Genomic DNA, 12589 nt, shown 5'->3' on the forward strand with positions numbered 1-12589 from the left:
TTGTCCCTCCTAAGACGCTATTACTTCTTCTAACACAGTATTTAACGCTATTTGTAATGTCTCTATACCAACACGGCTGACAAAATCATAAAATGTTTCAGCTAGTAATTTATTCTCTTTGAAATAGCTTATAAATGATGCAAGTACATCAGGTAGATCCTCGCCATCTATTTTCCCTTTTAACTTTTGGTTATAAGCACCGCCATCTAACAGCGTTCCACCTACGTATATTTCAAATGCTTCAACAATTCCTTTTTCCTTCGTTTTCATTTTCACCCCTTGCAATCCAATGTCAGCAATTTGACGTTGCCCACATGAATTCGGGCATCCTACCATATGAATACGAACTGGAACATCGAGTGCAATTTGTGTATCTAAGTACTCTGCGATTTTGCGTAATCTTTCTTTCGTTTCTACTAAAGCAAGATTGCAATACTCAATACCGGTACAGGAAACCGCATGACCAATAAATGATTTAGGACTTGCTGATATGGCTTTAAACAACGGCTCATTTAGTAAACCTGTTACATTTTTTGGCGGAACATTCGGAATAATGAAGTTTTGCGAATTACATGTACGAATCTGTCCATTTCCATACTGCTTAGCAATTCTTGCAATCTCAAACATTTCTTCTGCATGTAGACGTCCTACCGGCACATTAAAACCTACATATTTTAGTCCATCTTGTTTTTGATCTTGAACACCATAAAAGTATCCCGCATTCCATCCTTTGAGAGCACTTTCTCCTTTACTTTGCAATGGTCCTATATACTCTATTAGTTTCTCTTTAAATCTCTCTGCTCCCCAGTCTGCAACTAGAAATTTCAAACGAGCTAAATGACGTTTTTCACGGTATCCAAAATCACGGAATATCGTAGCAATCGCAATTGCTACCGCCTTCACTTCTTCTGGTAAAACGAATACATCTAATTCATCAGCTAAATATGGACGGGCTGATAATCCACCGCCTACTTTTATATGAAAACCAACTTTTTTCTCACCATCTATCTCTTTCGTTGCAGGTGTAAATGCAACACAGTTAATCTCTGCGTTTGCTGAATTATAAATGTTAGAACTAATAGACATTTTAAATTTACGCGGTAAGTTAGAAAACTCTTCATTATGTTGAAAATAATCATATACCTCTTTCACAATACCCGTTGTATCAAACAGTTCATTTGCATCAATACCAGCAAGTGGATTCCCTGTAATATTACGCGTTATATCACCACACGCCCCCGCTGAAGATAACCCAACTCTTGCTAATCTTTTAAAAATATCTGGAATTTGATGAATTTCTAACCAATGAAACTGAATCGCCTGTCTTGTCGTAATATCTATTACGTCACGCCCATAATCCTCAGCGATAGAAGCAAGCACTTCTGCCTGTGCATTCGTAATAATCCCTGAAGGAATATTTACACGCATCATAAAATATCCAGCTTCTTTCGGTCTTTGTAAATATAACCCTGCCCATTTGAATGCGTCCCACTCTTCTTTCGGAATAGATTCGAAGCCATTTTCTGCATAGTAAGGAATATCATTAAAGATTTCCAATCCATCTTTTTTCAATTTATTTTTCTCAGTCTGATTTAATTTTTCATTGTTAGCCCATACTTTTTCATAACTCATTTTTTATCCCCCTATATAAAACTACGCTCTTGTAAGTACTTCACGATTTGTTCTGCACATTCTTCAATAGAATACTTGTGCGTTTCTACAATTAACTCTGCTTTCTCTGGCTCCTCATACGGTGAATCAACACCAGTAAACTCTTTAATATCACCCTGTCTTGCCTTTTTGTATAACCCTTTTGGATCACGTTTTTCACACTCTTCAATTGGACATTTTACAAACACTTCTATAAACTCATCTGCTGCTAATAGATCTCTAACTTGTTTTCGGTCTACTCGAAACGGTGAAATAAACGCTGTAAGAACAACAGTACCTTGATCTACAAATAGCTTCGCCACTTCACCAATCCGTCTTATATTTTCCATACGATCACTTTCAGAAAAACCTAAGTCTTTATTTAAACCGTGGCGTACATTATCTCCATCTAGTACATAGTTTCCAATATTCTTTTCAAATAGTTTACGAGCAACCGCGTTCGCCACCGTAGATTTACCTGAAGCTGATAGACCAGTAAACCAAACTACAAAACTATGATGCCCATTTCTTACTCTTCTCTCATCTTTTGAAACAGATGCTGTATGCCAAGTAATATTCGTATCCATGTCATTCTCTCCCTATTCTGTTACTACTTCTTTTTTCAAACCTTTAATTAGCACTTCCACTACTTCTTTACGACTAAATGTACTCGGCGGAACCTCACCGTTTCTTAATAGTTCTCTTACTTTCGTACCTGATAAAATGACATGATCCTCTTTTCCGTGTGGGCATGTTTTCGTCGAAGCCATCGCTTCACACTTCGTGCAGTAAAAACTATGTTCAAAAAATAATGGTGTAATCCCTAACTCTTCCACTGTAAAGTTTGTAAAAATTTCTTGTGCTTCATAAGTCCCGTAATAATCTCCTACTCCTGCATGATCACGTCCTACGATAAAGTGGGTGCATCCAAAATTCTTTCTGACTATTGCATGGAATATCGCTTCCCTCGGTCCTGCGTAACGCATTGCTGCAGGAAATACACCTAAAAAGACACGATCTTTCGGATAATAGTTTTGAAGTAATACTTCATAGCTTTCCATCCTTACATCAGCAGGAATATCGTCCGATTTCGTTTCCCCAACGAGTGGATTTAAAAAGAGACCATCTACAATTTCAAGGGCAGATTTTTGAATGTATTCATGGGCACGATGTACCGGATTTCTCGTTTGAAATCCAACCACTGTTTTCCAACCACGTTTTTTAAATTCTTCTCTCGTTTCAATTGGATCTAAATGATAAGAAGGAAACGGATTATTTTCAAAGCGTTTTGTAAGAATAATAGCTCCCCCGACATAAACGTTCGGTCGTTCATATAATTTTTTCACTCCTGGATGAGCCTCATCCGTCGTTTTATACACAAGTAACGCTTCTTTTTCCTTGTCAGGCACAAAAATATCTTCTATTTGAATGACACCATATACATTTTCAGCATTAACAAGTTTTACTTCCTCTCCAGCTTTTAGACTCTCTGCTACTTCTTCTGTTACTGGTAATGTAATCGGTATACTCCATATGCTCCCGTTTGCTAAGCGAAGCGTTTCTACGACCGAATCATAATCTTTCTTTCCTAAAAAACCAGTAAGTGGGCTATATCCCCCTGTCGCTAATAGCTCTAAATCACTTAACGCAATGTTGTCTAGTTCAATTTCTTTTTCGATTTGTGATACGTCGTAAGTCTCGTCTATACGATTTATTAATTCGTTTCTTGTACTCATTTTCTATTTCCTCTCTTAGCTTTATTTTCAAATTCATCTTATTGGTAATGAAGACCACATTCTGTTTTCACTTTCCCAGACCACCTACCATCTCTCGAATCGCCACCCTCACCTACAGGTAACGTACACTTCTCACACCCAATACTTGGATATCCAACATCATGCAGCGGGTTATACGGTAAGCTATGTTTGTATACATATCGCCACACTTCTTTCCACGTCCAATGAATGAGTGGACAAACTTTAATAGATTGAAAGCGATGATCTTGATTTATAAACTTTGTATGCTTACGTGTTTCTGATTGTTCCCTCCTTAAGCCCGATATCCAAGCTTTTTCCGCTGCTAATGATTTTTCTAACGGTAAAATTTTTCTAATTTTACAACAAAGATTCGGATTACTTTCCCATAATTTCTCACCATGCAACTTCGCTTGTTCATCAAGCGTAAGTTCCGGCTGTTTTTCTATAATATTTAATGAAGGAAATCGTTTCCGCACTTTTTGAATTAATTCATACGTTTCTTGAAAATGAACATTCGTATCTAAAAATACAACTTTAGCAGATGGATTTACTTGGTTTATAAGATGCAGCAATACCATCCCTTCCACTCCGAAGCTACATGCGTATACAATTTCACTTTTATATTCTTTATAAGCCCAACTTAATACAGATAGCGCGCCTTTCGTTTCATCTTCTTCTGAAAATGAAACATTATTTTCTTCCCACGTTTCATACGTCAACATGTTCTTTCCCCCTGTAAAAGCAAAAAGACGGTTTTAACCTAATATAATAGGTTAAAACCGCCTCTAGTTTTTCTAGTCAGCGCTTTTTACTTTAAACGTACCTTTTCACTTTTCTCTAATTGAATGACTTTCCCATCTTGCACAACAATTGTAATTGAACCATATTTCATATCAGCAAGCATCGCTTGAATTTTCTCAGATACTTCCTCAAAATGTTCCCGTACGCTCACGCGAACAGCCCCCCTTTTTATTCATAAAAAAAATCTTTCCCATTTCGAAAAGACTGTTCGGTAATATATTTTACCTTATCTTTCAAAATGGATTCCATTTTGCTGGATTTAGCACCTTGCTTTCTATAAGCAGGTTGCCGAGCTTCTTCGGGCCAGTTCCCTCCGCTTCTCTTGATAAGCTTTGTATTTGTATTTTATCACAATTCTGATTTTTTTCAATCCTAGTTTTCCGATATATTTTAATTATTTTGTTTTATAAAAAAGGAATTGCCCATCCGAACAACTCCTTTTTCCCATTCACACAAGTTCTTTAATACGTATGCGATCGTTCCCAATAATATTTTCATATGTTTCACGCTCTACAACAATTTGTGATGTGCCGCCTTTCGCGAAGACGACAGCTGGTCTACGAATCCGATTATAATTATTCGCCATCGAGTATCCATATGCCCCTGTACAAGAAATTGCTAATAAATCGGCTGAAGCAACTTTCGGTAGAGTGATATCCCAAATTAACATATCTCCACTCTCACAGCACTTCCCAGCAATCGAGACAAGTTCCTCATTCTCATCATTCCCTCGATTCGCTAACATCGCTTCATAACGAGCGTTATATAAAGCAGGTCTTAAATTATCAGTCATCCCACCATCCACTGATACATATTTCCGAATACCAGGAATATCTTTCACAGATCCGACTGTATAAATTGTCGTTCCAGCATCCCCTACAATACTACGGCCTGGTTCAACCCATATTTCTGGCAGGGGATAATTACATACTGTAAATTGTTCCCTCACAGCACTTGTTACAGCTCGCACATATGTCTCAAGAGTTAATGGTGTATCTGACTCTGTGTAGCGTATTCCGAATCCTCCGCCTACATTTAGCACTTTTACTACATAGTTTGTTCGCTCTCTCACTTGTTCTAAAAATTGACGAAGAACTTCAATCGCTCGCACAAAGCCGGCCGTTTCAAATATTTGTGATCCGATATGTGAATGAATTCCTAACACATTATAATTTGATTTTTGTAAAGCAATCTCAATTACTTGCATCGCTTGACCATTTGACACGCCAAATCCAAATTTCGAATCATCTTGGCCTGTTGTAATATATTCATGTGTGTGCGCCTCTACTCCGGGCGTTACACGAATTAATATGTTCACAAATTTCCCATGTTGCACTGCTAAATCATGCAAAATTTCTAATTCCAAGAAATTATCTACGACAAAACAACCAATATTCGCCTGAAGAGCCATCACAATTTCTTCTTCTGTTTTATTATTGCCGTGAAAATGAATGCGTGATGCCGGAAATCCTGCTTGCAGCGCAGTATATAATTCTCCTCCAGAAACAACATCTAATGACATATTCTCTTCACGAGCCACTCGGCACATCTCCATGCACAAGAACGCCTTGCTTGCATATGCTACTTGATAAGAGAAACCACTTTCTTTAAACGCACGATGAAACGCGCGGCACTTTCCTCGAATTGACTCTTCATCGTATACATAAAGTGGTGTTCCGTATTGTTTTGCTAGCTGCGTCGTATCGCATCCTCCAATTTCTAAGTGTCCTTGCCCATTGATTCGGCTCGTGCCGTGTAAATACATTTGAATTCCTCCCTTATTTCCTCTAAAACTCATAACCCCAATCTTCTATTCATTGCAGCACGCTTTTAGATAGACAAAAAACGCGCGGAACAATGTTCACACGCGTTTCTTATTAGGAAAAATATATATTGAAAAAATAAACGAGTTGTTATCTCCTCAAAATAAGAAACCGCATCAACATCTCCAAATAGCTCTCCATAAAATAAATATTATGACAGTACTACATTTATTCAATGCAGTCCCAATATATGAATAAGATGGTTATTCTTATATTTCGGCAATAGTCCCTTTCAACCTATGATCACAGATTCCATTAAATCTCCCATAGCTTACTCTTTCCTATCGCGGCCTCTACCTTTGAGAGTAGATGAGGTAAGTCTATTTAATTTTCAAACATCTAATTGTTGCTATTAACAATACCAAAGGACCATTTTATTTGTCAAACAATTTTTTATATTGTTTTTTTACAGTTTAATTTCGTATCATTTGGTAAGCGCTTTACTGAAATCTTTGACACTTCCCATTCGCCTTCTTCATTATTAAATGTAATCGTTACCTTCTCAAATGGTGGAGCAATTTTCCCAGCAACTCGTTCATACTTCGTTACTTCAATACTTGCTTGAAATAAATATGTACCGCTATACACTTTTTTTAAACTAATAATTTTAGGACATTGATAAGGCTTCAAGCTCCCATATTGTTTTTCAATTGCTTTATTTATTTTCGGAAATAAAACAGAATAAAGGGCATCTTCCATAAGAGGTGCATCATATTGGGCTACCGACACACTCGGTGAAGCAAAAAGTATAACACTACTGCATACTATAAAATATAATAATTTTCGCATTATAACCTCCGTATTATTACACGATTCTTTCTGCGCACGATAATTATCATACATAGAAACTCCGTTTTATTGTCTCCCACTGCCCTTTTTCTACTCAATTATTATAAAAAAGTCCACAACTCTCTTTTATTTTCGTATAATGATACTCATAGTATAATAAACATAATAACAAAGGACTGTTCGTATATATAAAATGAGGCGCTAATCAAACCGGCTCACAAGAACTGTCATGCTTTTTAGGAGAGGAGTATATTATGCTACAACGTCTGTTTCCAAAACTGCGATTTGCACTCGTTGCAGTCGTTTTATTATGGATAAAAACATATATTGTGTACAAGCTAGCATTTGATATTAAAATTGATAACTTCTTTGAAGAATTTATGCTTTTTATTAATCCACTAGCTGCGTTACTTTTATTTTTCGGTTTTGCTTTACTTGCATCTAAACACCGAAACCGTATTATAGTTGGAATCAGTTTTATACTGTCCTTTATTTTATTTGGAAATGCAATGTTTTATGGGTTTTATAACGATTTCGTTACGTTCCCAGTTTTATTTCAAACAAATAATATGGCTGATTTAGGGACAAGTATAAAAGAACTCTTTACGTACAAAACATTACTTTTATTTGCAGATGCAATTATTTTAATGTTTCTTTCACGTAAATTCCCAGCATTTTGCGACAAGACGCCACTTTCTCGCTCTGAGAAGCGAACTTTCTTTAGCGGTGTAACAGCTCTATTAGCATTACAAATTGTCGTTTCAGTTATTTATAAGCCACAAATGTTCTCACGCTCATTTGATCGTCAAACTGTCGTGAAAAATTTAGGTTTATACACATATCATCTATTTGATATTACACTTCAATCTAAATCTTCGGCTGAACGTGTATTTGCAAGTGGTGACGGGTTCTCTGAAATTAAAAACTATACAGACTCAAAAGATAAGCAAGTTGATAAAAACTTATTTGGAGCTGCAAAAGGTAAAAATGTAATTTTGATTTCAATGGAATCTACACAAAGTTTTGTTATTAATAAAAAAATAAATGGAAAAGAAATCACTCCATTTTTAAATGAATTTATTAAAGATAGTTTTTATTTCGATAACTTCTATCATCAAACGGGACAAGGTAAAACTTCTGATGCTGAATTTATCGTTGAAAATTCACTTTATCCGTTAGACCGCGGTTCTGTATTCTTTACTCACGCAACAAATGAATATACAGCTACACCAGAACAATTAAAAAAATACGGATATTCTTCTGCTGTCTTCCATTCAAACGATAAAACGTTTTGGAATCGTGATGTAATGTATCCTGCACTTGGATATGATCGTTACTTTAATTTAAATGATTACGTAGGCACAGAACAAATGTCTGTCGGTTGGGGATTAAAAGATAAAGGGTTCTTTGAACAATCGATTCCAAAGCTAAAATCTTTACCACAACCGTTCTATACAAAATTTATTACTTTAACAAATCATTTTCCATTTCTTCTAAATCCAGAAGATCAATATGTTGATGAGTTTAATTCGGAAAGTGGTGTTGTAAACCGCTACTTCCCAACCGTTCGTTACACGGATGAAGCTCTTAAACTATTTATTAAACAATTAAAAGAGGAAGGACTGTATGATAATTCCGTTATTGTCATTTATGGAGATCATTACGGTATTTCTGAAAACCATAATGCAGCTATGGCTCAGTTCCTTGGTAAAGACGCTATTACACCGTTTGATTCTATGCAATTACAACGCGTCCCTCTCATTATTCATGTACCTGGTCAAAAAGGAAAAGTCATTTCTAAAGTATCTGGTCAAATTGATATTAAACCAACGCTACTTCATTTACTTGGTATTAAAACAAATCAATCAGTTGAATTTGGAACTGACCTATTTATTAAAGAAGAAGATCCACTTATGGTAATGCGTGATGGTAGCTTCGTTTCGGAAAACTATGTTTATACAAAAAACATGTGCTATAAACGAAATACAGGTGAAGAAGCGGACATTTCATTATGTCAACCAAATATTGAAAAAGCAAAAACTGAATTGAAACTCTCCGACAAACTCATTTATGGAGACTTATTACGTTTCGATCCTAACAATCGTTATAAAACCGGAACAATGACAACGAAATTTGAATAGCGCCAGAAGCAACTTTTATAAAAGTTGCTTCTTTTTTTACTTATTTTTCAAATCATTCCGCTATGAAATCTTTCACAAATTGGGAATTTTTTTCGTATGAGGAAGAAATTTATGGTATGATAAAATAAGTAAAATTTCATAAACTAATTAAGAATTTATTACAGAAAGCAAGGGATCAGATTTTGTATAGAGCAGCTATTCCAAACTTATTTACGCTCGGAAATTTATATAGTGGATTCTTATCAATCGGCTATGCATCTTTAGGATATTATAAATCAGCTGCTATTTTAGTACTTATCGGGATGATGTTAGATAGTCTTGATGGACGTGTTGCTCGCTTATTACGTGTTGATTCACAAATGGGAAAAGAGCTTGACTCGCTGGCGGATGTCGTAACATTTGGTGCAGCACCTGCTGTTCTCATGTATTACACATCTTTCTCCAATTACGGAATCATCGGACTATACATAGCGGGACTATTCCCTCTTTTCGGAGCATACCGTTTAGCACGATTTAATGTAACACCATCTTCTACTTCAATGAAATATTTCACTGGCGTACCGATTACAGCAGCGGGAGGGCTTGTTGCTTTCTTAACATTATTTTCACATACCATTCCAAAAATCGTTCTTATTACAGTATTTGTAACGTTCGCATTTTTAATGGTGAGCCGCATTCGTATCCCAAGTTTAAAAGATGTACCAATTCCACGATATAGTATCATTATTACACTATTTTTAGTTGGAATCATTATCACAATGTACCAAACAGGGTTCGGTAATTTTTCTGTTTTCTTATTCATTGCTATTCCACTATATATTTTGTATATGCTATCTCAATTTCTTAGACAAAGACCATCTAAAAGAGCAAATAAAGAAAAATAAGAAACCTTCCGGAATCGGAAGGTTTCTTTTTATTTTGTAACTACTACTTTTTGATTTACAGGTGTTACAGGCTCTTCCCCTTTTAATACGGCTAAAATATTTCTTACTGCCATTTCAGCCATCGCATCACGAGTTTCGAACGTTGCATTTCCTACGTGAGGAGCAAGTACTACATTCTTTAATCCTTTTAGCTCTTCTGTAATTTTCGGTTCAAATTCAAACACGTCAAGAGCTGCTCCTTCAATTTCATTCGTTTTTAATGCATGAGCAAGTGCCGCTTCATTCATAATTGGTCCACGTGAAGCATTTACAATATACGCTGTTTTCTTCATCATTTTAAACTGTTCATCATCAATCATATGATGCAATTTCGGATTATACGCACAATTAATTGTAATAAAGTCTGCTGTTTGTAATAATTCTTCCAATGTTACATATGTTGCTTCCAGTTCACTTTCAGCTTCAGGCTTTCGATTTGGTCCTGTATATAAAACATTCATTCCAAACGCTTTCGCACGCTTTGCAACTGCCTTTCCGATTTCTCCAAGGCCAATAATTCCAATTGTTTTACCGTGTACTTCGCGGCCTAAGAAAAATAATGGTGCCCATCCATTAAATCCAGTTGTACGACATAGCGTATCACCTTCCGGAATTCTACGTGCCGCTGCTAAAAGAAGTGCAAATGTTAGTTCTGCAGTAGCTTCAGTTGATACTTTCGGTGTATTCGATACTACAGTTCCTTTTTCACCCGCATACGTGTAATCAATATTGTCGTAACCAGCACCATAGTTTGCAACAATCTTCAAATTAGGTGCCGCATCAATCACTTCTTTTGTCACCTTTGTAGAAAGTAGGCTTAACAATGCATCTTTGTCTTTTACACGATCTGTTAATTCATCTAAAGAAATTAACGCCTCTTTATCGTACATTTCTACATCATGATCCTTTAATAGTTCTAATCCGATTGCTGGAATTTTCCCTGCTACTAATATTTTTGCCACTACTAACACCTCTTCTATAGAAAATAAGATATCTCTTATCTTTTATTGTAAGAAATCCACATATAAAAACCAAGGAATTTGATTATAGTTTTGAAAATCGACACTTTTCCACAAAAAAAGAGGAGATGCAAGTCTCCCCCTCTTCTTATGCTTTTTCTTGCGATTGTTTTCCAAGCTTCACATCGATCGTTCCCTCTGCAACTGTATCACTAATTTGTTCCTCAATAACGGATTGAGATGTAGCATTCGTTTCAGAAGTATAAGCTTGTTGTTGTGCACCTTGTACATTTTGTTTATTTTGTTGTTTCGCCATTTCTTACCCTCCTTTTTATTCTTTCTTATTTTGAACAAAAAGGGTGGTTTTCATCAAAAAATCGTGATCATTTTGAAATTGTTACTTCTTCTTCCAGTAATCTCATCGTTCTTACTCGTTTCGTAAATGTAGCTATGTGAGAAATATCATGATTACGTAACGTCTTTATATCCTCTTCCACATATTTCCCTAAATCATTCGGATAATGAGCATCTGAGGAGAGAGTAACTGGAACGCCATGCTTAGCTAGTACTTGTAAATATAGCGGACTCGGACACATTTCGCGTACAGGATAGCGATAGTACAATCCTGCATTTATTTCCGTTGCCGTATTTGTTTCTACTAACGCACGCGCAATTTCCTTATAATAAGAAAGTTGTTCATTTTCATCTAACCGATAATTAAATACTTTTATGTTATCAAGATGAGCTATAATATCAAATAAATTAGAGCGAACTGCACACTCAACCGTTTTGAAAAACGTATCATATAAAACATATAAGTCATGTTCCTTAAAATATTCTTTCGTATCTGGATTATCAAATCCCCAGCCATTTAAAAAATGAACAGAACCAATTACATAATCAAAATCTCCTAATGCGAGTAAAGATTGTAATTCTTGTTCACCACCAATAAAATAATCCGCTTCAATTCCAAGTTTAAGCGTAACACCTCTTTTACTCCACCGTTCTTTCGCCTCTTCAATTGCCTTTGTAAAATCATGTAGTGATGTTACCCTTACTTGGTCTAACCATTCCTTCTGTAAACGACCAAGCCTCGAATCACTAATATCGACATACCTTTCATAGTATTCTTTCGCTTCATAAAAACGGTATAAATGATCGACAATACCAACTTCTTTTATACCTTTTTGCAAAGCTTCTTCTAAATATAAATCAATCCATTTCATTGTAAATGGCCCTTCTTTCACACGTCTTTGCAGGCGTTCTTGTGTTTTCACAAGCCATTCCATAGAATGTTTCTCTTCTTTAAGTGGTTCATAATGTTGTAACACTTCATTTATTTTAGCTAGCCATCCTATTGAATATGGCCCTTCTTCTAAATGAATGTGATAATCCACCTTCATCTACATTTCCCCCTTATAATGTATCTATTTCACTTCTGTCCCCTACTCGCGAAAGCTTCCCTTTTCTTTCTGTCACTTCCTCCATAACATCTTCTAATGATATATTTTTTTCAGCTAATAAAACAAAGCAGTGATACAATACATCAACCATTTCTTTCACTAATTCTTCTTTGTCATTATTTTTAGATGCGATAATTACTTCCGTGCATTCTTCACCAATTTTCTTTAAAATTTTATCTTCTCCTTTTGAAAATAAATAATTTGTATACGATTCAGGAAGTGGATTTCCCTTTCGTTCTTCAATTGTTTCAAATAGTAATTTAAAGGCATTTTCCATATGTAT

General features: G+C 35.7%; 13 protein-coding genes and 2 riboswitches. Of the genes, 2 read left to right on the forward strand and 11 right to left on the reverse strand.

Translation table 11 applies throughout. The annotated features are described in order from the left end of the window. Positions 1–9: 9 nt before the first annotated feature. The 7 genes from AC1DMU_RS08895 to AC1DMU_RS08925 form a co-directional block, all read right to left on the reverse strand. Complete coding sequence (locus AC1DMU_RS08895) at positions 10–1632, reverse strand: nitrite/sulfite reductase (protein WP_088062664.1); 1623 nt, start codon at positions 1630–1632, stop codon at positions 10–12. 11 nt (positions 1633–1643) lie between these two features. Further along, entirely contained in the window at positions 1644–2237 is a 594-nt protein-coding gene (cysC, locus tag AC1DMU_RS08900) for an adenylyl-sulfate kinase (RefSeq protein ID WP_048561381.1), read from the reverse strand. 12 nt (positions 2238–2249) lie between these two features. Then, complete coding sequence (sat, locus tag AC1DMU_RS08905; RefSeq protein ID WP_088062662.1) at positions 2250–3386, reverse strand: sulfate adenylyltransferase; 1137 nt, start codon at positions 3384–3386, stop codon at positions 2250–2252. 38 nt (positions 3387–3424) lie between these two features. After that, on the reverse strand, positions 3425–4129 hold the full coding sequence (locus AC1DMU_RS08910) for a phosphoadenylyl-sulfate reductase (protein ID WP_075308704.1): 705 nt from the start codon (positions 4127–4129) through the stop codon (positions 3425–3427). Between the two features lie 86 nt (positions 4130–4215). Then, positions 4216–4359 carry a YezD family protein gene (locus AC1DMU_RS08915; protein WP_000116163.1) on the reverse strand — a complete coding sequence of 48 codons (144 nt, stop codon included), beginning with the start codon at positions 4357–4359 and terminating at the stop codon, positions 4216–4218. A gap of 72 nt (positions 4360–4431) precedes the next feature. Further along, positions 4432–4540: riboswitch (SAM riboswitch) on the reverse strand. 116 nt (positions 4541–4656) lie between these two features. Beyond that, positions 4657–5973 carry a diaminopimelate decarboxylase gene (lysA, locus tag AC1DMU_RS08920; protein ID WP_000280662.1) on the reverse strand — a complete coding sequence of 439 codons (1317 nt, stop codon included), beginning with the start codon at positions 5971–5973 and terminating at the stop codon, positions 4657–4659. Between the two features lie 180 nt (positions 5974–6153). Then, positions 6154–6335: riboswitch (Lysine riboswitch) on the reverse strand. An 89-nt stretch (positions 6336–6424) separates the two neighbouring features. Beyond that, on the reverse strand, positions 6425–6820 hold the full coding sequence (locus tag AC1DMU_RS08925) for a DUF3888 domain-containing protein (RefSeq protein ID WP_001228833.1): 396 nt from the start codon (positions 6818–6820) through the stop codon (positions 6425–6427). Positions 6821–7074: 254 nt separating this feature from the next. Here AC1DMU_RS08925 and AC1DMU_RS08930 point away from each other — a divergent pair, with 254 nt between their 5' ends. Together AC1DMU_RS08930 and pssA are read left to right on the forward strand one after the other, a co-directional pair. Continuing rightward, entirely contained in the window at positions 7075–8961 is a 1887-nt protein-coding gene (locus AC1DMU_RS08930) for an LTA synthase family protein (protein WP_088062660.1), read from the forward strand. A gap of 182 nt (positions 8962–9143) precedes the next feature. Next, entirely contained in the window at positions 9144–9845 is a 702-nt protein-coding gene (pssA, locus tag AC1DMU_RS08935) for a CDP-diacylglycerol--serine O-phosphatidyltransferase (RefSeq protein ID WP_000285422.1), read from the forward strand. 29 nt (positions 9846–9874) lie between these two features. On the opposite strand, the gene AC1DMU_RS08940 is transcribed toward pssA, so the two are convergent. The 4 genes from AC1DMU_RS08940 to hisI form a co-directional block, all read right to left on the reverse strand. Further along, positions 9875–10846 carry an NAD(P)-dependent oxidoreductase gene (locus AC1DMU_RS08940; protein WP_088062658.1) on the reverse strand — a complete coding sequence of 324 codons (972 nt, stop codon included), beginning with the start codon at positions 10844–10846 and terminating at the stop codon, positions 9875–9877. 145 nt (positions 10847–10991) lie between these two features. Beyond that, complete coding sequence (locus tag AC1DMU_RS08945; RefSeq protein ID WP_087985505.1) at positions 10992–11159, reverse strand: YozQ family protein; 168 nt, start codon at positions 11157–11159, stop codon at positions 10992–10994. Between the two features lie 67 nt (positions 11160–11226). Beyond that, on the reverse strand, positions 11227–12246 hold the full coding sequence (locus AC1DMU_RS08950; RefSeq protein WP_088062656.1) for a histidinol phosphate phosphatase domain-containing protein: 1020 nt from the start codon (positions 12244–12246) through the stop codon (positions 11227–11229). Positions 12247–12259: 13 nt separating this feature from the next. After that, entirely contained in the window at positions 12260–12583 is a 324-nt protein-coding gene (hisI, locus tag AC1DMU_RS08955; protein ID WP_088608743.1) for a phosphoribosyl-ATP pyrophosphatase, read from the reverse strand. Between the last annotated feature and the right edge of the window lie 6 nt (positions 12584–12589).

This window comes from Bacillus sp. 01N45 (genome assembly GCF_056399205.1).